Annotated in this window: 16 protein-coding genes and 1 pseudogene; 5 read left to right on the top strand and 12 right to left on the bottom strand. The window is 69.2% G+C overall.

The window, feature by feature from the left end:
• Window positions 1-14: 14 nt before the first annotated feature.
• The 8 genes from ACODR1_RS09425 to ACODR1_RS09390 all read right to left on the bottom strand — a co-directional run bounded on the left by ACODR1_RS09425 (window position 15) and on the right by ACODR1_RS09390 (window position 7,055).
• Window positions 15-638 carry a helix-turn-helix domain-containing protein gene (locus ACODR1_RS09425; RefSeq protein ID WP_488880216.1) on the bottom strand — a complete coding sequence of 208 codons (624 nt, stop codon included), beginning with the start codon at window positions 636-638 and terminating at the stop codon, window positions 15-17.
• A gap of 144 nt (window positions 639-782) precedes the next feature.
• Entirely contained in the window at window positions 783-1,460 is a 678-nt protein-coding gene (locus ACODR1_RS09420; protein ID WP_277795239.1) for a YoaK family protein, read from the bottom strand.
• Between the two features lie 2 nt (window positions 1,461-1,462).
• Window positions 1,463-2,746 (bottom strand): alginate export family protein, encoded by a 1,284-nt coding sequence (locus ACODR1_RS09415; RefSeq protein ID WP_488880215.1) that lies wholly within the window; start codon window positions 2,744-2,746, stop codon window positions 1,463-1,465.
• The gene (locus tag ACODR1_RS09410; RefSeq protein WP_488880214.1) at window positions 2,743-3,162 is read right to left on the bottom strand and encodes a DoxX family protein; all 420 of its coding nucleotides are present in this window, start codon (window positions 3,160-3,162) and stop codon (window positions 2,743-2,745) included. The genes ACODR1_RS09415 and ACODR1_RS09410 overlap by 4 nt, the downstream gene beginning before the upstream one ends.
• Window positions 3,162-5,036, bottom strand: coding sequence for an amidohydrolase (locus tag ACODR1_RS09405; RefSeq protein WP_488880213.1), 1,875 nt, complete (start codon window positions 5,034-5,036; stop codon window positions 3,162-3,164). Before ACODR1_RS09405 ends, ACODR1_RS09410 begins: the two co-directional genes overlap by 1 nt.
• Before the next feature lie 53 nt (window positions 5,037-5,089).
• The gene (locus ACODR1_RS09400) at window positions 5,090-5,377 is read right to left on the bottom strand and encodes a XapX domain-containing protein (RefSeq protein ID WP_488880212.1); all 288 of its coding nucleotides are present in this window, start codon (window positions 5,375-5,377) and stop codon (window positions 5,090-5,092) included.
• 64 nt (window positions 5,378-5,441) lie between these two features.
• Window positions 5,442-6,095, bottom strand: coding sequence for a hydrolase (locus ACODR1_RS09395; protein ID WP_488880211.1), 654 nt, complete (start codon window positions 6,093-6,095; stop codon window positions 5,442-5,444).
• Between the two features lie 111 nt (window positions 6,096-6,206).
• Complete coding sequence (locus ACODR1_RS09390; RefSeq protein WP_488880210.1) at window positions 6,207-7,055, bottom strand: alpha/beta hydrolase; 849 nt, start codon at window positions 7,053-7,055, stop codon at window positions 6,207-6,209.
• A gap of 168 nt (window positions 7,056-7,223) precedes the next feature.
• On the opposite strand from ACODR1_RS09390, the gene ACODR1_RS09385 reads away from it, so the two are divergent.
• Window positions 7,224-8,561, top strand: coding sequence for a serine hydrolase domain-containing protein (locus ACODR1_RS09385; RefSeq protein WP_488880209.1), 1,338 nt, complete (start codon window positions 7,224-7,226; stop codon window positions 8,559-8,561).
• Window positions 8,562-8,637: 76 nt separating this feature from the next.
• The gene (locus tag ACODR1_RS09380) at window positions 8,638-9,318 is read left to right on the top strand and encodes a hypothetical protein (protein WP_488880208.1); all 681 of its coding nucleotides are present in this window, start codon (window positions 8,638-8,640) and stop codon (window positions 9,316-9,318) included.
• 82 nt (window positions 9,319-9,400) lie between these two features.
• On the opposite strand, the gene alaS is transcribed toward ACODR1_RS09380, so the two are convergent.
• The gene (alaS, locus tag ACODR1_RS09375; RefSeq protein ID WP_488880207.1) at window positions 9,401-12,043 is read right to left on the bottom strand and encodes an alanine--tRNA ligase; all 2,643 of its coding nucleotides are present in this window, start codon (window positions 12,041-12,043) and stop codon (window positions 9,401-9,403) included.
• A 1,153-nt stretch (window positions 12,044-13,196) separates the two neighbouring features.
• A complete protein-coding gene (gene recA / locus ACODR1_RS09370) occupies window positions 13,197-14,267 on the bottom strand; it encodes a recombinase RecA (RefSeq protein ID WP_101718782.1) in 1,071 nt (356 codons plus the stop codon).
• A gap of 250 nt (window positions 14,268-14,517) precedes the next feature.
• On the opposite strand from recA, the gene ACODR1_RS09365 reads away from it, so the two are divergent.
• The 3 genes and pseudogenes from ACODR1_RS09365 to ACODR1_RS09355 all read left to right on the top strand — a co-directional run bounded on the left by ACODR1_RS09365 (window position 14,518) and on the right by ACODR1_RS09355 (window position 18,709).
• Window positions 14,518-16,119: an EAL domain-containing protein gene (locus tag ACODR1_RS09365; RefSeq protein ID WP_488880206.1), complete on the top strand. Its 1,602-nt coding sequence runs from the start codon at window positions 14,518-14,520 to the stop codon at window positions 16,117-16,119.
• 109 nt (window positions 16,120-16,228) lie between these two features.
• Window positions 16,229-16,687: pseudogene (locus ACODR1_RS09360) on the top strand (GAF domain-containing protein); the annotation flags it as partial.
• On the top strand, window positions 16,673-18,709 hold the full coding sequence (locus ACODR1_RS09355; RefSeq protein ID WP_488880309.1) for a PAS domain-containing protein: 2,037 nt from the start codon (window positions 16,673-16,675) through the stop codon (window positions 18,707-18,709). The pseudogene ACODR1_RS09360 and the gene ACODR1_RS09355, both read left to right, overlap by 15 nt.
• On the opposite strand, the gene ACODR1_RS09350 is transcribed toward ACODR1_RS09355, so the two are convergent.
• Window positions 18,706-20,337: an alkaline phosphatase D family protein gene (locus ACODR1_RS09350; RefSeq protein ID WP_488880205.1), complete on the bottom strand. Its 1,632-nt coding sequence runs from the start codon at window positions 20,335-20,337 to the stop codon at window positions 18,706-18,708. The genes ACODR1_RS09355 and ACODR1_RS09350 overlap by 4 nt on opposite strands.
• Before the next feature lie 101 nt (window positions 20,338-20,438).
• A complete protein-coding gene (locus tag ACODR1_RS09345) occupies window positions 20,439-23,672 on the bottom strand; it encodes an outer membrane beta-barrel protein (RefSeq protein ID WP_488880204.1) in 3,234 nt (1,077 codons plus the stop codon).
• Between the last annotated feature and the right edge of the window lie 13 nt (window positions 23,673-23,685).

Raw genomic sequence — 23,685 nt, 5'->3', positions numbered from 1 at the left:
TCTTGTCTCTCCGTTCAGCCGACGGCGGCCGTCGGCCACTCGGCCTCGGTCTCGACGGCCTCGGACGCCCCGCCGCTCAAGCGGCGCCAGACGCTGGGCGACATCCCCTCGAAGCGGCGGAACATCCGGCAGAAATGAGCCTGGTCCGACAGGCCGCAGGCCAGGGCGATGGCGGCCAGGGAATCGCCGCTCTCCAGCATCATGGTCTTGGAGCGGGCGATGCGGCGGCGGTTCACATAGGCCTTGGGCGCGTCGCCGAAGCTGATGCGGAAGGCGCGCGAGAAGTGGCTGGGGCTGAGCCGGGCGGCCGCCGCCATCTCGGCGCTGGAGATCCGGCCGGCCAGGCGCGCCTCGACCAGGGCCTTGATCCGCAGCACCTGCCAGGGCGCCAGCCCCCCGCGCTGCATCACCGGCGCGGCGAAGGCCTTGGGCTCGGACGCCGGCGCCGCGTCGATCTGCGGCAGCAGGCGCACGGCAACGGCGATGCAGCGCTCCGCGTCGGCCGGATCGGTGGTCAGGGCGTGACGCGCCTGCATCAGCAGCAGGCGGATCTGGTCCCTGGCGGGCTCCGGGGCGAGGTCTGGGCCGGGTACTGGGGCCGGTTCGGAAACGCGGGTCGACACGGTCTGGAGTTGCATCGTCGCTCTCTTCGGCTGGTCTTCGGCGCGCCGGCGCGAGGACGGCGTGTAGCGAAGTTCAACCAAGGGGAGCCCTGCCGCCATTCCCGCCCGGGTGAACCTCGCCTACCCAGGAGGGTGAAGCCGCAGGCCCGAATGGGAGCGTTACCCGCGCTGGCTGCGGGCCTCGGCGGAGAACAGCGACAGGAAGGCCAGCACGGCCGAGACCGAGAACGCCCACGTCCCGCCGAACGCGAAGGCCAACGCGCCCAGGCCGCAGCCGGCCGCGAACAGGCCCACGGCCGCCGACAGCTTCCTGATCCGCGCCACCGAGGCGCCCCGGTCCGGTCCGCCGCCGCGGATCAGTTCGGCGACGTCGAGCATGATCTGGGTGGTCGAGCCGGTCATCAGGGTGGTCGGCGGCGCGGTCGGGATGTGCACCCGGTGGGCGGCGTTCTGGATGGCCATGGCGCAGACGAACAGCACCGCCACCAGGATCAGCTGCCAGCTGTCGCCCTTGGCGAACGGCGCCAGCACGACGGCGGCGACCGAGCCGGCGATCAGCAGCACGGTCTTGACCGCCAGCATGATCCGCAAGGTCGGCAGGTTGGCCGCTGCCAGCTTGAAGGTGACCAGTCGGCTGATGACCACCGCCGCGCAGAACACCGGCAAGACCAGCAGCTTGGCGATCGCCCCGTCCGCGCCATGGATCATGGCCGCGCCGAAGGTGACGAAGTTGCCGGTCACGTGGGCGACGAACACGCCCTGCAACGCCAGGAAGCCGACCGTGTCGAGATAGCCGCCGTTGAAGCTCATCAGCTGGGAAAGGCTCGGGAATCTCATGGTCACCATCCGTACTTGAGCTCGACGCCGAGATAGTCGCTGTCGTCCCGACCCGAGGCGCGCAAGGCGCTTCCGGCTTCGTAGTGGACGGCCTCGATGGTCCCGGTCAGGCTCGGGTTGAAAGCGTAGTCGGCCCGAAGGTGGGCGTAGGCCCCGGTCCAGCGTCCGCCGCGCCCGGCCGTGCCGGACAGGGGGATGAAGGGCTGGGCGTAGATCGCGTCGGTCGTCTCGCGACGCCACTGGCCCGCCAGGGCGGCGGTGACCGCCAGGCCCTTGGCGGGCGTCACGGTCACCGACGGCTTGACGTGCACGAGGTTGGCGTAGCCGGTGTAGGCCGCGCGGGTGAAATAGGCGGCGTTGGGATAGAGCGGGTCGAAGGTCCCCACCCGCCCGTCGCCCGGACGCGCATCGCCGCTGGCCGTATCGACCTGGAAACCCAGGCGCGGCTTCCAGGCCAGCGCCTTGAGCGTCCAGCCGATCCGGCCGCCGGCGGCCCAGGCTCGGGCGTCGCTGGCGCCCACGTCGCCGCGCTGGACCATGGCCTCCAGGTCCCAGTCCAGCGCCCCGGCCGCGCCGAGGTAGCGCAGGTCGTAGGCCTGGCGGTCCTCCTCGCCGACCGCGTCGACATAGCGGGCGGTCGAGCGGGCGAACCGGGCGGCATAGGCCGAGACCGCGCCGCCGGGCGCCTTGCGCTCGACCCGGATCAGGTCGAGCCGCACATTGCCGCTGGAGGTGTCATCGAAGGCCTCGCCGTCGTGATACTGCACCGGCTGGCTGACGAAGCCCGCCAGCTTCCAGCCGCCGCGCGACCAGTCGACCCAGACCGCGTCGAACGACTGGCGCACGCCGGGACCGTCACGGGCCGACAGGAACCGCTGCTGGTCGATCGGGAAGTCCTGGCGACCGACCCGCACATTGGCCTTGCCGCCCAGGATCTCGCTTTCGTAGCCGACGAAGGCCAGGCGCAGGTCCAGGCGGTTCTGGTCGGCGGGGCCGATGTCGCGGCGGCCGAAGGCGCGCACGTCCTCGATCTGCACGAAACCCTGCCAGCCGCCCTTGCGGGCGTCGGCGTGGACCTGCAGGCGCTGCGACAGGCTGGTGTCGGAAGGCTCGCCGCCGAAGCTGGCCGCGTCCCCCGTCTCTATCCGCTGGCGCAGGGTGAGGCCGAGGCTCAGCGACGTGTCGGGGCGATCCTCCTGCCAGCGGTTGACCTTGATCGCCGGACGCTCGGCCGCCATAGCCGGGACCGCGACGAGAACGAGCGCCGCGGCCGCCAGCGTTCTCATGACCTCGCTCTTGGTTGCAGGTCGTGCCAGGCCACCAGCAGGAAGCCGCCGATCAGGCCCAGGTGCTCGAAGAAGCTGTTGGTCGCGCCGAAACGCTCGGGCGGGCCCATCTCCCAGAAGCGGTTGGCCATGAAGGTCGCCCCCAGGGTGAAGGCCGCCAGGGCCAGCGCCCCCAGCCAGCGCAGCCGGCCGGAGAGGATCATCAGCGAAGCGACGATCTCCAGCACGATCACCAGCACCGCGAAGAACGCTGCGGGCGACAGGCCGAAATGGTTCATCTCGGCCAGCGCGCCCGGGAAATCGAAGGCCTTGGTCAGGCCGCCCTGGATGTAGGCGGCGCAAAGGCCCGCAAGCGCGGTCCAGCGCACCGCCGGCGCGAGGAAGGCCCCACGCAGGCGTTGGACGGGCGTGCTCATCAGACCGCCCAGCACGCGCAGCCGAGCGCGCCCCAGAACGATTTCAGGTCGGCGATCGGCAGGCTCTTGGTCCAGGCGGTGGCGTGGTCGTGGCCGTGCACGTTGCAGCTGCTGGCGCAGCCGCACGAGGCGGCGGCCTGGCGTTGCAGGGCCTTGTCGGCCTGCGGCTCGGCCCAGGCGGCGTAGCCGCCGAAGACGCGCACCGGCGACCAGTCGGGCATGGCCGGCGGCACCTCGTTCTCGTCCAGCTTGGAGAAGTCGCCGGCGCCGTAGACGATCTTGCCGCCGACCATGGTCAGGTCAGAGGTCATGTCGGCGATCTCGTCTTCCGGCACGCCGAAGAAGTCGCGGTCGGGCACGATCAGGTCGGCCAGCTGGCCTTCCACGATCCGGCCCTTCTTGCCCTCCTCGTTGGAGAACCAGGTGACGTTCTCGGTCCACATGCGAAGCGCGCTCTCCCGGTCCAGGCAGTTGCGCTGCGAATAGAGGCGCGTGCCGCCGACGGTCTTGCCGGTGATCATCCAGGCCAGCGAGACCCACGGATTGTACGAAGCCACGCGCGTCGCATCCGTGCCGGCCGAGACCTTCAGGCCCTTCTCAAGCATCTTGGCGATCGGCGGCGTCGCCTCGGCGGCGGCCGGACCGTAGCGCTCGAGGAAGTATTCGCCCTGATAGGCCATGCGGTGCTGCACGGCGACGCCGCCGCCGAGCGCGGCGATGCGGTCGATCGACTTCTCCGAGATCGTCTCGGCGTGGTCGAAGAACCAGTTCAGGCCTTCCAGCGGGACGTCCTTGTTGACCTTCTCGAACACGTCCAGCGCCCGATCGATGGTCTCGTCATAGGTGGCGTGCATCCGCCAGGGCCAGCGGTTCTGGGCCAGGATGGTCACGACCTCTTCGAGCTCACCCTCCATCTGCGGCGGCATGTCGGGGCGCGGCTGACGGAAGTCCTCGAAGTCGGCGGCCGAGAACACCAGCATCTCGCCCGCGCCGTTGTGGCGGAAATAGTCGTCGCCCTGCTTGTATTTCGACGTCTTCGTCCAGTTCAGGAAGTCGTCCTTCTCGCCCTTGGGCTTCTGGGTGAAGAGGTTGTAGGCGAGGCGAATGGTCAGCTGGTTTTCGTCGGCCAGCTTCTGGATGACCTCGTAGTCGTCCGGATAGTTCTGGAAGCCGCCGCCGGCGTCGATCGCCCCGGTCACGCCCAGGCGGTTCAGCTCGCGCATGAAGTGGCGGGTCGAATTGACCTGGTAGTCGAAGGGCAGCTTCGGCCCCTTGGCCAGGGTGGCGTAGAGGATCTGGGCGTTGGGCTTGGCCAGCAGCAGGCCGGTAGGGTTGCCCTGGCTGTCACGGATGATCTGGCCGCCGGGCGGTTCGGGGGTGTCGCGGTCGTAGCCGATGACGCGCAGGGCCGCCTGGTTCAGCAGCGCGCGGTCATAGAGGTGCAGGATGAACACCGGCGTGTCGGGCGCGACGGCGTTCAGCTCCTCGATGGTCGGCAGGCGCTTTTCGACGAACTGGTGCTCGGTGAAGCCGCCGACCACCCGCACCCACTGCGGCGGCGGGGTGATGGCCACCTGGCGCTTGAGCATGTTCATGGCGTCGGCCAGCGAGCGCACGCCGTCCCAGCGCAGCTCCATGTTGAAGTTCAGGCCGCCGCGGATGATGTGCAGGTGATTGTCGATCAGGCCCGGCAGCACCCGGCGGCCCTTCAGGTCGACGACCTTGGTGGTCGGGCCAGCCAGGGCCATGACCTCGGTCTCGGTTCCTACGGCGGCGAAGCGTCCGTCGATGACGGCCACGGCCTCGGCGTTCGGATTGCTGCGGTCCAGGGTGGTGAAGCGGCCGTTGCGCAGGATCAGGTCAGGCGAGGTCATGGGCGAAACTCCGGGGGAAACTTTGGGGGCCAGCGAACTGGCGGGACTCGACTTCAGGCCTTGGGCGCGGCGGGCGGCTCGTTCTCGGCCAGCTCGGTGGGCTTCTGGCCGCAGGGCAAAGGGCCGAACATGTGCGGGCCCACCTGGTGCTTCAGCCACGAGACGGCGGCCGGCTTGCGCGCCATCCAGCCCTTGACCAGCGGCGGGACCTGCTCGCCGAGCAGTATGCCGAACAGGCCGACCAGGGCCACCACCGGCGGCGCCGGCGAGCGCACCTGCAAGAGGCCGTAGAACACGCCGACCGCGAGGCCGGCGGCGAGCGACAGGATGTAGATCTTCATCATGGGGACGCCTTGCGGGGACGCGCCGCGCCGGCCCGGAAACGAGCCGGCGCGGACGGGCTGGTTAGCCTTCGTGGGCGTTGAACATCGACTTGGCGTAGATGATGCCCAGGCCGTAACCGCCGCCGTGCACCTTGGCGATGCCCGTGGTCATGTCGTAGGTCTCGGTGCGGGCCCAGTCGCGCTGCATTTCCAGCAGGTACTGAAGCGCGGTGATCGGGCGGGCGCCGGCCTGGATCATGCGCTCGACGGCGCGCTCGTGAGCCTCGGCCGAGACGTCGCCGCAGGCGTCGGTGATCACGTAGACCTCGTAACCCTGAGCGAGGGCCGACAGCGCCGGGCCGACGATGCAGACACTGGTCCAGAGGCCGGCCAGCACGATGCGGTCCTTGCCGATCTTGTTGACTTCCTCGATCACCGGGGCGTCTTCCCAGGTGTTCATCGAGGTGCGGTCCAGCAGGGTCTTGCCCGGGAACGGCGCGGTGACCTCGGCGAACATCGGGCCCGAGAAGCTCTTTTCGGCGACCGTGGTCAGGATGGTCGAGACGCCGAAGCCGGCGGCGGCGCTGGCCACCAGGCCGGCGTTGTTGCGCAGGGTGATCGCGTCGATCGAGTGGGTCGCAAAGGCCATCTGCGACTGGAAGTCGATCATGATCAGGGTGTGGTCGGTCGGCGTCAGCAGCTGCGGGCCGGGGGTCGGGGTGGCCTTGATCGGCATCGACTTTGTCCTTGGATGCGGAGTGGAAGAAGTCCGCGGAATGTGTCGACGCCGACAAAAACAGTCTTGTTCAGTCCCCCTGCGTTTTGGCCAAGCGGGCCATCGGAGCGCCTAGAAGGGCGCCAGCCGCACATGGGCCGGCAGGGTGACCTTCGCCGTCGCCGCGCCGCTCTCGACCTTGGCGACGATCGCCCTGAGCACCATCGCCAAAGTCGCCGAATCCGGGCCGTGGCCAGCCCCGCGCACCGTGAACAGCGCCCCCTGGCGATGGGCGGCGACCGCTTGCGCCCGCAGCGCCTCCCCGTGGGCGTAGGGAATGACCGGGTCGGCGTCGCCGTGGATCAGGAACAGAGGCTCGTCCAGCGACGCGATCGCGCCCCTGTTGTCGTAGCGGTCGGTCAGCAGCGGGCGGGCTATGGCTGGGGCCATGGCCGACAGGCGCGTGAAGGTCCCGATGGTGACCAGGGCGTCCAGCTTGCGCCGGCTGGCCAGGCCGAAGGCGACGCCGCCGCCCAGGCTGTGGCCGACGACGATCAGGGGCCCGGCGCCGGCGACAACTTGCGCCCTGTCGAAGAAGGCGTCGGCGTCGGCCGCCAGGCCCTTCTCGCTGGCCCGGCCGGGATTGCCGCTATACTCGCGGTACTCGGCCGCCACCACGCCGTAGCCCTCGGCGATCAGCGGCGAGAGCCAGCGCACCGAGTTGTTGGCGGTCGATCCGTTGCCGTGGAAGATCAGGAAGGTCGGCTTGCCGTCGCGCGGCGCGACCTCGACGCCGCGAAGGGCCAGGCCGTCGGCGGTCGTGACCGTGATCATCGCGGCGGCCGACGGCAGGCCCGCGAGATCCAGAGGCGCCTTCGGGGCCGGATAGACCCGCTCGTGGATCTGCGCCTTGGCCTGCCACGTGGCGACGGGGCCAAAGACCAGGAGCACGGCGGCGACGATGCTGGCGAGACGCTTCATGCGGTGATGTTATCGCCCCGGTGGCGCCCGGCAAGGTGCTCGCGCAGCGGCGGCCCGACAATCCCGGACCCGCGGCTCAAATGGGGTTGTGACCTTCCGCCAAAACGCTAGGACGGACGCTTCGTGTTTCATGTGTCGCGGTTGCGACGCCGGGGGGCTGCCGGCGTCTTGCCGCTGCTTTCCTGCGTACGGACGGACAGCCTGACCAAGTTCCTCAAGACCTCGCAGTTCACCTTCCGCCGTCGTCTCTGGACCGGCCGACGGATCGCGGCGGCCGCCGCCGTCGGCGTCGTCCTGCTGGGCGGCGTGGTGTTCGGCGTCTCGCGCTGCACCCGCGCGCCGGGCGCCGTCGACGACAAGGCGATCGCCGCCGCGGCCACGCCCGTCGTCCTGCCGCTGAAACCGCAGGACTGGCGCGGCGAGATCGACTACCGCGCCCTCGACGCCCGCATCCAGGCGATGATGCAAGACCGCTCGATGACCGGGCTGGTCGTGGCCGTGGTCGAGGGCGGCCGGCTGTCGTTCGTGAAGGGCTACGGCGTCACCGCGCCCGACGACGGCGAGGCGGTGGGCGCCGACACGGTGTTCCGCTGGGCCTCGTTGTCCAAGACCGTCGCCGGCTCGCTGAGCGCGCGCCTGGCCCAGGACGGCGCCTTCGCGCTGACCGACCCGCTGGGCAAGTTCCACACCAGCCTGCGCCTGCCGGCCGGAGCCCAGGAAACCCTGACGATCGAGCAGTTGCTGTCGCAGCGCACGGGCCTGCCGCGCAACGCCTATGACGGCTGGCTGGAAGGCGGCCGCGCGCCCAAGATGATCCGCCAGGCCCTGGGCGACGTGCCGCCCCAGTGCCCGCCGGCCACCTGCCACACCTACCAGAACGTCGCCTTCGACACGATCCGCGAGGTGGTCGAGACCACCACCCACCGCCCCTACGCCGAGGAGGTACGCCAGCGCCTGTTCCTGCCGCTGGGCATGAGCAGCGCCACGATCGGCATGGGCGAGATCAGCGACGCCAAGCACTGGGCGCGCCCGTCGCGCTACGGCCGTCGCCTGACCCTGGCCGAGGCCTATTACCTGACCCCCGCCGCCGCCGGCGTGAACTCCAACATCGTCGACCTGGCCCGCTGGATGCAGGCCCAGATGGGCCTGGCGCCGGCCGTGCTGCCCGCGGGGGTGCTGGAAGAGATCCAGCGGCCGCGCGTCAACACCGGCAAGCCCTACGGCAACTCGCCGCTGGGCCGGACGCTGGAAAAGCCCGGCTACGGCCTGGCCATGCGCAGCTTCGGCTACCAGGGCCACCGCCTGGCCGGCCACAGCGGCGCCGTCGACGGCTACCGCGCCACCATGATGTTCGATCCGGCCAAGAAGACCGGCGTCGTGATGCTGTGGAACAGCGAAAGCAGCCTGCCCTTCAAGCTGCAGGCCGAGGTCTTCGACCTCTATTACCACCGGCCCTTCACCGACTGGCTGGAGCTGGGCAAGGGCCAAGTCCAGCTGGAGCCTTAGGGGCCGGTTAAGCTCCCGGACACTCCCGTTGCACGAAGGTCTCGCCGCGCGCGAACCTTGCCGCATCGGAGACGACATGGCGCTGTTTGTCAGCCTGAGTGACTATCGGACTCGACACCAGGACACCTCTGCCGAAGGCGGCGCGCTGGCTCTCTTGGCCGAAACGGTCAGCGCCCGCCTGGAGCTTCAGCGGGCGGAACTCGACAAGCCGAGCCAGACGGCCGCCCGCGCCCCTGCCCTCTCGATGCTGCGATTCACCGCCGGCGCTTTCTTGTTCAAGAACCTGGTTGATGAACCGGCCGAGGATCTCGACAGCGATGATCGCGAACGGCCGGACGGGGATCTGTATGGCGACCTGACGGCAGCGCGAGAGGCTGTAGCCAACACCTTGGCCATCCAAGGGCTGGAAACCTACCCCATGATCGCCCGGACCCTCGTCCGCATGATCGTGACGGGCCGAGATCGGGAGCAGAGCCGTCAATACGTGCTAGCCACACTGAAAGGCGCGAATGTCCAGTTCGACGTGATCGCCTGGATCATGGACCTGAGCCGAAATTCGATCCTGGGGTCGTGCGTCGACGGCGCCGTCGCCGTGACGGTGGCGAAGTCCCCGCTCGACAACGCCGCGATCCGCTCGAGCGACCTCAAGCCGCTGATGGCGCGGCAGATGAAGGCGCTAGGCATGACCTACGAGGAGGCCATCCGGCAGTTTGAGGAAATGGCTCTCGCGCACGAGATGGCGACGAGCCCTCAGTAGCTCCCCACGCCGCGAGAGCGCGTGGCGTGTCGTCGAAACGGAGATCCGGGGCGACGACGCCGCCCCGGCTCCTTAAGTCGCGTCAGCCGGCCAGCACGGTCTTGATCGCCGCCAGGCCGTCGTCGGCCTTGGTCGCGTCGGGCGCGCCGCCCTGGGCGAAGTCGGGCTTGCCGCCCGCGCCCTGGCCGCCCATGGCGATCACGGCGGCCTTGGCCAGGTCGGCGGCGCTGAACTTGCCGACGAGATCGGCGGTCACGGCGACGGTGACGGCGGCCTTGCCGTCGGTCGTGCCGACCAGGGCCACGACGCCCGAGGCCAGCTGCTTCTTGAACTCCTCGGCCACGCCGCGCAGCTCCTTGCCGCCGACGCCGTCGAGGACGCGGGCGATCAGGGCGGTGCCGTTCACGTCTTCCGGACCCGAGGCCGCGCCGCCACCGCCCAGGGCCAGCTGCTTCTTGGCCTCGGCCAGTTCCTTCTCCAGCTTCTTGCGCTCGGCGACCAGGGCGTCGACGCGGGCCAGGACCTCGGCGACCGGGGTCTTGAACTGGTCGGCCAGGGCCTTGGCGACGCCGGCCTGGTCGAGCAGGAAGCGGCGGGCCGCCTCGCCGGTCAGGGCCTCGATGCGGCGCACGCCGGCGGCGACGCCCTGTTCCGAGACGATCTTGAACAGCGCGATGTCGCCGGTGCGGGCCACGTGGGTGCCGCCGCACAGTTCCACCGAATAGGCCTTGCCGGCGTCGGTCAGCGAGTCACCGAGGGTCAGCACGCGCACGCTGTCGCCGTACTTCTCGCCGAACAGCGCCACGGCGCCGGCCTCGATGGCCGCTTCCGGAGCCATCTCCTCGGTCCGGGCCGCCACGTTCTGGCGGATGACCGCGTTGACCTCGGCCTCGATGCGCTCGATTTCGTCGGCCGACAGCGGACCACCGTGGCTGAAGTCGAAGCGCATGCGCTCGCCGTCGACCATCTGGCCCTTCTGGGCGACGTGCGGACCGAGCACATGGTGCAGGGCCGCATGCACCAGGTGCGCGGCGGAGTGGTTGGAGCGGGTGGTGTGGCGGCGATCGGCGTCCACCGAGGCCACGACCTTGTCGCCGACCTTCAGCGGACCGGTCAGCTCGACGCGGTGCACGTGCAGTTCGCCCGCCTGCTTCTGGGTGTCGAGCACGCGGCTTTCCGCGCCATTGGCTTCGATCACGCCGGTGTCGCCGGCCTGGCCGCCGCTTTCGGCGTAGAAGCTGGTGCGGTCCAGCAGCACGTCGACGGTCTGGCCGGCCGAAGCGGCCTCGACCTCGGCGCCGTCGACGACGATGGCCTTGACCACGCCGGTGGTCTCGGTGGTCTCGTAGCCGACGAAGTCGGTGGCGCCGGCCTTTTCCTTGATCGAGAACCAGGCGGCCGCCGCGCCCTGCTGGCCCGAGCCGGCCCAGTTGGCGCGCGCCATCTCGCGCTGCTTCTGCATGGCCGCGTCGAAGCCGTCGGTGTCGACGGTCAGGCCCTTGGCGCGCACGGCGTCCTGGGTCAGGTCGAGCGGGAAGCCATAGGTGTCGTAGAGCTTGAAGGCGGTCTCGCCGTCCAGCACGTCACCGGTCGAAAGATTGGCCGTGGCTTCGTCGAGCAGGCCCATGCCGCGGCCCAGCGTGGTGCGGAAGCGCTCTTCTTCCTGGCGCAGGGTCTCGACGATCGAGGCCTCGGCGCGGCGCAGTTCCGGATAGGCCTGGCCCATCTCGGCCACCAGGGTCGGGGCCAGGCGGTGCATCAGGGGCTCGTTCGCGCCCAACAGGTAGGCGTGGCGCATGGCCCGGCGCATGATCCGGCGCAGCACGTAGCCGCGGCCTTCGTTCGACGGGGTGACGCCGTCGGCCAGCAGGAACGACGACGAGCGCAGGTGGTCGGCGATGACGCGGTGCGACGGGGCCTGGTCGCCCTCGGCCTTGACGCCGGTCAGCTCGACCGAGGCCGCGATCAGCGCCTTGAACAGGTCGATGTCGTAGTTGTCGTGCACGCCCTGCAGCACGGCGGCGATGCGCTCCAGGCCCATGCCGGTGTCGATCGAGGGCTTGGGCAGCGCCAGGCGCTCGCCGCCGGCGATCTGCTCGAACTGCATGAACACCAGGTTCCAGATCTCGATGAAGCGGTCGCCGTCTTCATCGGGGCTGCCCGGAGGGCCGCCGAAGATGCCTTCGCCGTGGTCGTAGAAGATTTCCGAGCACGGGCCGCAAGGGCCGGTGTCGCCCATGGACCAGAAGTTGTCGCTGGTCGGGATGCGGATGATCTTGTCGTCGGACAGGCCGGCGATCTTCTTCCACAGATCGGCCGCCTCGTCGTCGGTGTGGTACACCGTGACCAGCAGCTTTTCCTTGGGCAGCTTGAACTCGCCGGTCAGCAGGGTCCAGGCGTGGTGGATCGCCTGTTCCTTGAAGTAGTCGCCGAACGAGAAGTTGCCCAGCATCTCGAAGAAGGTGTGGTGGCGAGCGGTGTAGCCGACATTGTCCAGGTCGTTGTGCTTGCCGCCGGCGCGGACGCACTTCTGCGAGCTGGTCGCGCGCGGGTGCGCGGGCGTCTCGGCGCCGGTGAAGACGTTCTTGAACGGCACCATGCCCGCATTGACGAACAGCAGGGTCGGATCGTTCTGCGGCACCAGCGGCGCGGACGGCGTGACGGCGTGGTCGGCCTTGCCGAAGTAGTCGAGGAAGGTGCTGCGGATCTCGTTGAGGCTAGGCATCGTCGTCTCGGGAATCTCGAAAGGTCCGGTGGCTGCCGGAGGTCGGCGCTGCATAGCGCGGTTTCAAGCTTTGTGGAAATCCAACCTCAGGAATGGTCGGCTTTCCAAAGCTGCGCCCTGGCGATGATCGGCCCTGCGAGGCTATTGAATCGGGATCACGGCCCGGGGGAACGGGGATGTTCGAACGGAATCTTGGCCCGCAGCGCCGGCGTCCTTCACGCCATGCCGGCGAGGTCCGCGTGGAGGGCAAGCGCCTGCCGCCCTGGCCGCTGCGCCTGTTGTTCGCCGCGGCCGTCGTCTCGCCCCTGGCCAGCTCCTGGTACCGCGCCGAACACAAGGCCGGCGTCGAGGCCCAGGCGGAGGAAGCCGTCCGCTGGAGCCTGGACGGAGACCCCTGCCCCGTCATCTCGGCGGCCGACTTCGCGGCCGTCTCCCGCCGAGCGCCGATGACCACTGATTTCGACGACACGCGCCTGTCGCGCCGGATCGGCCACGCGCAGTGCTCACTGCCACCTCTATCGCCTGGACGGCCGCAAGCGCGAGGCCCAGGTCTGCGACTTCACCGGCCCCGGCGCCCTGGCGGTGCAGACGCCCGAGGCCGTAGTCTACTGGGCGCCGCCCGCTGCCGCCCGGGTGGCGATCTTCGAAGGCCAGCCACGCTGTGTGCAGCGGGCGGTGTTTCGAATGGGGGAATAGGCGGGGCGCAGTCTCTGGGCGGGCTCCAGGCCCTTCCGCCAGGGCAAGTCAGGCCTGGCTGTGGGGTCTTGCGGTCAAACCCGCAGGCGTCTCGGAAGCTGAAAACGCCCCCCCTCCGGCGCTTCGCGCCACCTCCCCCAGAGGGGGAGGATCTTGGCGTCGGCGCTTCGGCCGCTCGACTGATCCCGCGCTCGCAACGGCCCGGTCCCGCCCTGGACAACCTTGCCCTGCTCTTGGCCGATCGGCCTTGCGACGGCCGCCCCCTCCGTGACGCCGCACTGCCTCCCCCGTTATACGGGGGAGGACAAACGAAATCGGACGCCTGGCATGGGGTCCAGGCGTCCGGGGATCGCGGCCGTCGACGGCGGTGTCGTGCCGCCGCGGGCTATAAGGCGGGGTCGCCCTCGGCGGGCGGCGGCCGCGATGTTCGGCGCAGGCGCGCGCCGAAACTCAAGGCCTAGTCTTCGTCGCCCTCCTCGGGGCCGCCGACCAGCAGTTCTTCCTCGATCTTCTGCGAGGCGCGGCGCACCGCGGTCTCGATCTCGTTGGCCAGATCCTTGTTGTTCTTCAGGAACTCGCGGACGTTGTCGCGGCCCTGGCCGATGCGCTGGCTGTTGTACGAGAACCAGGAGCCGGCCTTGTCGATGATGCCGCCCTTGACGCCCAGGTCGATGATCTCGCCGAGCTTGGAGATGCCCTCGCCGTACATGATGTCGAACTCGACCTCGCGGAACGGCGGGGCCACCTTGTTCTTCACCACCTTGACGCGGACGTTGTTGCCGATGATCTCGTCGCGGTTCTTGACCGAGCCGGTGCGGCGGATGTCCAGGCGCACCGAGGCGTAGAACTTCAGGGCGTTGCCGCCCGTGGTGGTTTCCGGGCTGCCGTACATCACCCCGATCTTGTGACGGATCTGGTTGATGAAGATGACGATGGTGTTGGCCTTGTTGATCGAGCCGGTCAGCTTGCGCAGCGCCTGGCTCATCAGGCGGGCCTGAAGGCCGGGCAGGCTGTCGCCCATCTCGCCTTCGATTTCGGCCTTGGGGGTCAGGGCGGCCACGGAGTCGACCACGACGATGTCGACGGCGCCCGAGCGCACCAGGGTGTCGGTGATCTCCAGGGCCTGCTCGCCGTTGTCAGGCTGGGAGACCAGAAGATTGTCGAGATTGACGCCCAGCTTGTGGGCGTAGGACGGATCCAGCGCGTGCTCGGCGTCGACGAAGGCGGCGGTGCCGCCGGCCTTCTGGACTTCCGCCACCACGTGCAGGGCCAGGGTCGTCTTGCCCGAGCTTTCCGGGCCATAGACCTCGATCACCCGGCCCTTGGGCAGGCCGCCGATGCCGAGCGCGATGTCGAGACCGAGCGAGCCGGTGGAGACCGACTCGATCTCGACCTTGCCCTTTTCGCCCAGCTTCATCACCGAGCCCTTGCCGAAGGCCCGATCGATCTGCGCCAGAGCCGCTTCTAGCGCCCGCGCCTTGTCGCCTTCTTCCTTGCCCACGAGTTTCAAAGCCGCCTGACTGGTCATTGGATGATCGCCTTATTCCATGATTCCGACCGCTGGGCCGGAAGTTCGGGCGCCGCTACGCCCACCGCCTGTGGAATGATTAATGCGTACACATTTTGTTCTATGTTCGCAAGATGTTCTTTTCGCTTCGCCCGACCCATTCCGCGACCGGCCGCCGCACCCCGCTCGCCGTGCTCCCAGGCCGCGCCCCATGCACGGGTCCTTAAGCTAAGAGGGCGTAGGATGAGGCCCTCTGGGGGAGCCTTCATCCTTGTCTATCGATCCACGCCGTCTCCTCGGTCTGGCCTTCGCCAGCGCCGACCTGCTTCTCGAACTCGAGGGCGATCGCGTCAGCCTCGCCCTGGGCGCGGCGCAGAAGATCATGGGCAAGTCCGAAGTCTCCCTGATGGGCCGCGTCTGGCGCGACCTGTTCACCCCCGCCGACCGCCCGCTGATGGACGCGACGCTCAACGCTCTCGACGAAGGCCAGCGCCGGGGTCCAGTCACCGTCCGCGTCGCCGGCGAGCCGGAACGTTTCGTCGGAGTCACTCTGCGCGCCCTCCCCGACAATTTCGGACGTACCTCCGTGGCGATTACCGCCGCCCGTGCGCCCGCCGGAGGGTTGGACGCCGCCGGCCTGCGCCCGCGCGAGAACTTCGAGGAAATCGCCAAGGGCCTGTTTGAAGCCGCGCGCGTCACCGGGCTCGAGCTGGAACTGGCCATGGTCGAGTTCGCCGGCCTGGCCGCCCTGCGCGACGGCCTGGCCGCCCCCGAGGCCCACGCCCTCGACATGAAGATCGCCGGCGCCGTCCGCGCCGAGAGCCACGCCGGAGCCATGGCCACCCAGGTCTCGCCCGAACGCTTCGCCCTGCTGCGAGCCAAGGACGACCGCCCCGAGGCCCTGGCCGCGCGACTGACCAAGATCGCCACGCTCGACGCCAGCGCCCACGTGGTGCCGCTGGACGGCGGAGCCTCCTCGCGCGGCCTGCGCGCCCTGCGCTACGCCCTCGACGATTTCCTGCGCGAAGGCTTGAAAGACACCCCGCCGATGACCCTGGCGGAGGCGATGAACCGATCGGTCAAGCGCACCCTGGCCCGCGCCGGCGCCCTGGGCGCGGCCGTCAGCCAGCGCCGCTTCACCCTCGCCTACCAGCCCGTCGTCGACCTCTCGAGCGGCCAGGCCCATCACCACGAGGCGCTGGTGCGCTTCGAGGACGGGGCCAGCCCCTTCGCCCTGATCCGCATGGCCGAGGAGTTCGACATCATCGAGGAGCTGGACCACGCCATCGCCGAGCAGGCGGTGCGCCGGATCGCCGCCGACCGCAGCGGCGGGGTGAAGCTCGCCGTCAACGTCTCGGGCCGCACCATCGTCAGCGAGACCTTCGTCGACCACATCAGCCGCCTGCTGGCCGCCACCCCGGCCGCCAAGGGCAAGCTGATCTTCGAGGTCACCGAGACCAGCGCCATCGACGACCTGCCGCGCGCCAACCGCCACATCCAGGCCCTGCGCGGCCTGGGCTCGCTGGTCTGCCTGGACGACTTCGGGGCCGGCGCGGCCTCGTTCGCCTACCTGCAGGAACTGACGCTCGACATCGTCAAGATCGACGGCCGCTACGTGCGCGAACTGGCCGGCAACAGCCGCGACGGGGCCATGGTCCGCCGCCTGGTGGAGCTGTGCCGCGACCTCAACGTCCGCACCGTCGCCGAGATGGTCGAGACCGCCGAGGTCGAGGACGTGGTCCGCAAGGCCGGCGTCGACTTCGCCCAGGGCTGGCTCTACGGCAAGCCGGCCGACCAGCCGCAGCCCTCGCAGAAGCCGTCGGCCATCACGCCCATGGCCCGTCGCGCCGGCGTGTCGGAAGGCTGGGGCTAGACAGCTTAACCATACTTGCGTGGAACCCTTGGTCGCGCCAAGCGTCTAAGGGACCGCGCCGGCCTTCGTCGGCGAGTCGACACGCGGGGACCGGGGGGCCGCAACCAGCATGAACGCCGCTGCCGCGTCGGAACGCGAGGCTCGCCGCCTCGCGGCGCTCCGCCGTTACGACATCCTGGACACTCCGCGCGAGGCCGCCTTCGACGAGATCGTCGCCCTGGCCGCCGAGATCTGCGGCGCGCCCATCGCGGTCGTCAACCTGATCGACGAGCACCGGCAGTTCTTCAAGGCCGAGGTGGGCCTGGGCGTGCGCGAGACGCCGCTGGAGAGTTCGTTCTGCGCCAAGGCGATCCTCGAGGACGACTTCCTGCTGGTCCCCGACGCCACGCGCGACCACCGGTTCGACTGCAATCCCCTGGTCACCGGCGATCCGCACCTGCGCTTCTACGCCGGCGCGTTGCTGAAGACGGCCGAGGGCCTGCCGATCGGCACGCTGTGCGTGCTCGACACCGCGCCCAAGGACCTGTCGCCCCTCCAGCAACGCACCTTGCAGGTGCTGGCCCGCCAGGTGATGAGCCAGCTCGACCTGCGCCTGTCGCTACAGGCCAGCGCCGACAGCGAGCGCAAGTACCGCACCCTCTTCGACTCGATGGACGAGGGCTTCTGCATCATCGAGTTCCTCGACGGTCCGCACGGGCCCGACAGCGACTACCTCCACATCGACGCCAATGCCGCCTACGCCCGCCACGCCGGCATTCCCGACGTCGTCGGCCAGAAGCTGCGCGAGATGGTGCCCGACGAGGCCGACGCCTGGGTGGCGCGCTACGGCCACGTGCTGCGCACCGGCGAGCCGATCCGCTTCGAGCAGGAGCTGGTGGCCACCGGCCGCTATCTGTCGCTGTCGTCGTTCCGCATCGAGCCGCCCGAGCGCAAGCAGGTGGCGGTGCTGTTCCAGGACATCACCGAGCGCCGCCGCGCCGAGCTGGCCCTGCGCCGGCTGAACGAGACGCTGGAGCAGCGCGTGGCCTCGGCCCTGGCCGAGCGCCGGGTGCTGGCCGACATCGTCGAGGGCACGGCCGCCCTGGTGCAGGTGGTCGACAACGACTTCCGCTGGCTGGCCGTCAACGGCGCGGCCGTGCGCGAGTTCGAGCAGGTGTTCGGCGTCACGCCCCGCGTCGGCGAGCGCATGCTCGACCTTCTGTCCGATCAGCCCGAGCACCAGGCCCAGGTGCGCTCGGTCTGGTCGCGCGCCCTGGCCGGCGAGGAGTTCGTCAAGGTCGAGGCCTATGGCGATCCGGGAGGCTACCGCCGCTTCTACGAGATGCGCTTCGGCGTGCTGCGCGACGACATGGGCCTGCAGGCCGGCGCCTACCAGTTCGTCTACGACGTCACCGAGCGGCTGGAGGAACAGGAACGCCTGCGCGAGGCCGAGGAGGCCCTGCGCCAGGCCCAGAAGATGGAGGCCGTCGGCCAGCTGACCGGGGGCCTGGCCCACGACTTCAACAACCTGCTGTCGGGCATTTCCGGCTCGTTCGAGATGATCGGCACGCGGCTGTCGCAAGGCCGCTCGCGCGACGTCGAGAAATACCTGTCCGCCGGCCAGGGCGCGGCCCGGCGGGCGGCCGCCCTCACCCATCGCCTGCTGGCCTTCTCGCGCCGCCAGACCCTGTCGCCCAGGCCCATCGTCATCAACCGGCTGATGGCCGACTTCGTGGAACTGGTGCGCCGCACGGTGGGCCCGTCGATCAAGGTCGAGACCGTGGCCGCCGCCGGGCTGTGGCCCACCCTGGTAGACGACAACCAGCTGGAGAACGCCCTCCTCAACCTCTGCATCAACGCCCGCGACGCCATGCCCGACGGCGGTCGCATCACCATCGAGACCGGCAACAAGTGGCTCGACCGCCGCTCGGCCGACGAGCGCGGCATGGAACCTGGCCAATACGTCACCGTCTGCGTCAGCGACACCGGCGTGGGCATGGACAAGTCGATCCAGGACCGGGTGTTCGACCCGTTCTTCACCACCAAGCCGATGGGCGAAGGCACCGGCCTTGGCCTGTCGATGGTCTACGGCTTCGCCCGCCAGTCGCACGGCCACGTGCGGATCTATTCCGAGGTCGGCCAAGGCACGATGGTCTGCATCTACCTGCCGCGCCACTTCGGCGAGGAGACCGCCCCCGAGACCGACGTCCACGCCGTGCTGCCCGCCCCGGCGGCGGCCGGCGAGACGGTGCTGGTGGTCGACGACGAGCCGACCGTCCGCATGCTGATCGTCGATGCGCTGCAGGAGCTGGGTTACGCCTGCGCCGAGGCCGCCGACGGCCCGGCCGGTCTGCGCCTGCTGCAGTCGAACGCCCGCTTCGACCTTTTGATCACCGACGTCGGCCTGCCCGGCGGCCTCAACGGCCGCCAGGTCGCCGACGCCGCCCGGGCGCTGAGGCCCGGGCTGAAGGTGATGTTCATCACCGGCTACGCCGAGAACGCCGCCCTCAACCACGGCCATATCCAGCCGGGCATGGAGGTGCTGACCAAGCCCTTCGCGGTGTCGGACCTGGCCGCCCGGGTCGACCGGATGATGCGCACGCTCCTCTAGGCGCTGAACGCCCGCCGGCCGCGGTCGACCCGCATCCGGTGGCTGCCGGCCAGCTCGGTCGAGCGGGCCTTGATGGTCTTCAGGAACAGCCATTCGCCGGCGACGCTCCTGGGCGTCACCTCGATCATCATGTAGCCGCGGCGGCTGGTGTCGGCCCACTTCAGCTCGGGATTGGCGGCCATGAAGCCCTGGGCCACGACCTTCGGATCAGCGCCCATGTCGCCTTCCATGCCGTTGGAGGTCACCGCCTGGCCGGCGAACTCCACCCCGGCCGGGCGGCCGTCCTCCACCAGGCCATAGGCCCAGGCGTTGTGGCTGTCGCCCGACAGCATGACGAGGTCCGTGTCAGCCGCCTGGGCGGCCTTCAGCAGGCGCGAGCGGGCGGCCGGATAGCCGTCCCAGCGGTCCATCCACATCGGCACGCCCTGCTGGGCGGCGCGGATGTTGTTGCGATAGCCGGCGACCTTCTTGTCGGCGACCTCGGGGCGTAGCCAGTCGACGGCGTCCCTGGGCATCACGGTGCGGCCCAGGATCGTGCCCATGCCGACCAGCTGCCAGGCCTTCGACGAAGCCTTGAACTCATGGGCCAGCCAGCTTTCCTGGGTCGAGCCCAGCATGGTGGCCGACGGGTCGCGCCAGGCCCCGTCGCGGAACGCCTTCAGCGCCGCGTCGGGATCGGCCGCCTTGAACGCCGCGCCCAGGTCGGCGGGCTTCGTGCGGCCCAGCAGGCGGGACTCGGTGCGATACAGCGTGGCCAGGGCGCCGATCGGATAGGCCTTCCACGGCTCGTCCGACACCGGCATCCACTCGCGATAGACCTGCATGGCCGCGGCGCGGCGGACGTTCCAGTCGCCCTCCTTGTCGGGCTGGTGGTTCTGGGCCCCGCCCTCCCAGCTGTCGTTGGCCGACTCGTGGTCGTCCCACAGCGCCACCATCGGAGCCATCTGGTGCAGGCGCTGCAGGTCGGGATCGGCGCGGTAGCTGGCGTAGCGCAGGCGATAGTCGGCGATGGCCAGGATCTCGTTGACCGGCAGCAGCTGTTCCTTGCGGCCCTGCGCCCAGTCGCCCTCGCGGGTCGAGCCGACGCCGTACTCGTAGATGTAGTCGCCGGTGTGCAGCCACAGGTCCAGGTCCTGGCGTGCGGCGGCGTGGCCATAGGCGTTGAAGTAGCCGTTGGGCAGGTTCGAGCACGAGAACACCGCCAGGCCGAAGCGCGACACGGGCCCGACCGGCAGGGTCTTGGTGCGGCCGACCGGCGACTTCGAACCGTCCGGGGCCACGAAGCGGTACCAGTAAACCGTGCCGGGCTTCAGGCCGTCGACCGTCAGCTTGGCGGTCCAGTCGCGATAGGCGCCGGTGCGGACCACGCCGCCGGCGACCACCTTGGCGAAGGCCTGGTCCAGCGCCAGTTCGGCCTGCAAAGTGACGACGCCGGCGTCGCCGGCCGGCGGGACATAGCGGGTCCACAGCAGCATGGCGTCCGGCCCCGGCTCGCCGCTGGCCACGTTGTGGGTGAAGCCGCTGGCGCCCAGCAACTGCCGGGCGGCCGCGCGACCGGCCGGCATGACCAGGGCTCCAAGGCCCAAGCCGCCCAGCACCAGGCCGCGGCGATCGATGTGCAGAACCACGAAAGACCTCTTCGATCAGAACGAAGGAATGACGGGAGAAAGAAGGGGGGCGGCGGCCGCGCGAAGGGGAGGAACGCGGCCGCCGGGGAGCCGAAAGCGCCTTAGAAGACGCCTTTCAGGCCCACGTTCCACATCGAGCCGTAGATGCTGTATTGCTGCACCCGGCTGCGGACCTCGGAGTAGACGATGTCCGGCTCGTTGAAGATGTTGCGGCCGGCCAGCATGACCTCGAAGCGCTTGTTGATCTTGTAGCTGGCGCTGACGTTCCACAGCTGCCGCTCGGCCCGGTAGAGAACCCGGTTGGCCGCCGTCGGAGAAATCGTGAGGGCGCTGGTGCGGTAGGAATCCTGCCAGTTGCCGGTCAGCTGGACGTCGAACTTGCCGTAGCTGTAGCGCAGACCCCAGTTGGCCGAGGCCTTGGGCAGGTTCACGCGCTCGCCGTCGGGATCGATCTTGGTGACCGAGGCCCGCAGGCCAAGGCCGCGCAGCGCCCCTGGCAGGAAGACCAGCTGCTGGTCGTACTCAAGCGTGATCCCCTTGTTGGTGCTGGTCCCCGGCATGTTCTGGGCGCTGCGGAAGGTGTAGCCGTTGTAGTCGTCCGGATCATAGCCGACGTCCTCGGGATCGACCGTCATGCCAGTGACCTGCATGTCCTTGACGTCCAGCTGGTAGGCCGAGATCCCCACCACGCCCGACGGCTCCAGATAGTAGAGCAGGCTGGCGTAGTATTTGGTCGAGTGCTCGGGCTTGAGCAGCGGGTTGGGCACGGTGACGACCATGTTGGTTTCGTCCACCGCCACCACGCCGCCCAGGTTGCCGTAGTCGGGGCGCAGGATCGACTGGCTGAAGGCCAGCTGGCCCACCAGACGCTTGTTGAAGTCGTACTTCACGCCGCCGCTCAGAAACCAGTCGTCGTACTCGCCCTCACGGGTCGTGTAGGTCCCGTTGCGATATTGGTACATCAGGCCCTCGACCGTGCTGGTCGACAGGCCCGCGGCGGTCACGTCCTTGGCCGGACGGATGTCGGCGACGCGCGCCTGGGTCTTGGTCTTCTCGTAGCGCAGGCCAAGGTCGAACTGGGCCTTGCCCAGGCGCGGCTGGGCCTCGACATAGGCCGCACTGACCTCCTCGCCGATCTTCTTGTTGTTATCCAGCTGGCGCTTCAGGTTGCCCACGGTGTCGGGCACGAAGTATTCGGGATGGGCCTGGTAGATGTCGTAGACGGCGTAGTTGTTGTCGGCGCGCCAGCCCTGCTCGTTCATGTTGCCGGCGTCGAAACCGTGGATCTTGAACTGGTAGTTCTGGGTCCAGGGAATGACCGCCTCAGGCGCCTTCTGGGTCGGGTCGCCGGTCGGACCGACATACTGGAACTGCTTGTACGAGCCTTCGTTGGTCTTCCACATGTTGGTGCGGAAGGCCGCCCCGCCCAGCAGCTTCAGCTGCACGTCGCCGATGGACAACAGCTTCTTCAGGTCGAGATTGACGCCATACATCTGGTTGTTGGCGTTCGACTGCGACGAGCGGATGTTGTTGGCGATGTCGTCGTCGCGGTTGAAGTTGGCCGGGTCGCTCCACGAACGGCCGGCCGTCTGCTTCAGCGTCCACGCGTTGCTGTCCTCCGACGCCCGGTCAAGCGTGAAGCCGATACGGGTCAGGTAGCTGTCGGTGCGGACGAAGAAGCCCTGGTCGTTGTCCTCGAAATTGAACTGCGAGCTGGAATAGTTCGCGCGCAGCAAGGCCTCGAAGGTGTCGCCGCGATATTCCAGCTTGGGCGCGAACACCCAGGCCGGCGTGCCGGCGTAGCGGTGCGAATACTGGGTGTGCAGGCGGGTATTGGTCCCGCTGGGGTTCACGACGATGTGGGTCGGCGTGGAGTCCGCCGTCGCCCGCGACGTCGTCGCGGTGCCGAAGATCAGGTAGGTATATTGGTTGAAGTATTCGACGTCGTAGAACGAGTAGGTGCTGCGCAGGGACAGCGCCAGCTTGTCGGTGATCTTGTAGTCGACGCTGAGGTTGGCGGCCTTGCGGCTGGTCAGCTTCGGACCCGGACGCCACATCACCTGGTAGGGCATGACCCGGCCGTCGGCGAGGTAGGACCAGTCGGTCTGGACCCGGTCCTGCTGGACGAAGTTGGCGTTGTAGCTGGCGTTGAACGCCACGCCCAGGCGGCCGTCCAGGAACACGTCGCCATAGCCGATCTGCGCCGAAGGGTAGATCGTCATGTGCTTCTTGTCGTCGGGCAGGTACTGCCGCGACAGGGTGGAGTCCGAGGTGCCCACGCCGCCGATCTGGAAGCGCAGCAGGCGGCTCCTGCGCTGGAAGGCGTACTTGCTGCGCAGGTTGATCGAGCCGCCGGGGCTGTCGGCGTCCATGCTGGCCTGCAGGGTGTTGTTCAGCTCGATGGAGTCGATGCCGGTGATCGACATCTGCTCGAACGAGTTCTGGCGACCCGAATTGTTGTTCGACGTGGCCGTGGCCATGCGCGCGCCATCGGTGGTGAAGGTCGAGTATTTCGGATCCAGGCCGCCGATGCGAACGGCCGTGGCGTCGACCTCGGTGTAGTCCAGCGACACGCCGGGCATGTTCTTCATGAACTCGCCGACGTCGCCCATGGTCAGGGCGCCGAAGTTGTCGGCGGCCACCACGTTCTTGGCGTTGGTCGAGGCGCGGCGCTCCATGATGGCGGCGGCCTGGCCGTCGCGGGCGGCGGTGATCGTCACCGCCTCGACCGCGTCGCCGCCGGCGGCGGCGTAGGCCGTCAGGTCGAAGGTCACCGCCGCGGTCTGGCCGGGCTCCACCGTCACCACGGTGCGGGCGGTCTCCAGACCCGCGTACTTGGCCACCACGGCCACCTCGCCGGCCGGCACGCCGGTCAGGCGAAAGTCGCCGCCGTCTTCGGAGAAGGCCACGATGGTCGTGCCCTCGACGCGGATCTCGGCGTTGCGCACGTACTGGCCGGTGGCGGTGTTCAGCACCTTGCCGCGCACCACGCCCGAGCCCGCCGCCGCCGACGGGCGAGCGCCGGCCGGAGCGGCCGACTTCAGGGTGATGACCTGGCCGTCGTCACTGTCGATGCGCAGCGGCGTGCCGGCGATCAGCCGCGACAGCGCCGTGCGCACGTCCATGCGGCCCTTCACGGCCGGGGTGCGCACGCCGTCCAGCAGCCGGGCCGGGGCCACGATCTGCACCTGCCCTTGGCGGGCCAGTTCGGGGATGGCGCGCACGGCCGGCTGGGCCGGAATGTCGAAGTCGCGGTCCTGCGCCTGGGCTTGCGAGGCGACGGCGAGCGCCACGGCGGCGACGCCGCAGGCGAGGATGGAGTAGCGGGAAGTCATCGGCAGTCAGCCC

The sequence above is a fragment of the Caulobacter sp. FG7 genome, assembly GCF_057808875.1.
The sequence above is the reverse complement of the archived record's forward strand: the minus strand, read 5'-3'. Positions and strand labels throughout refer to the sequence as shown.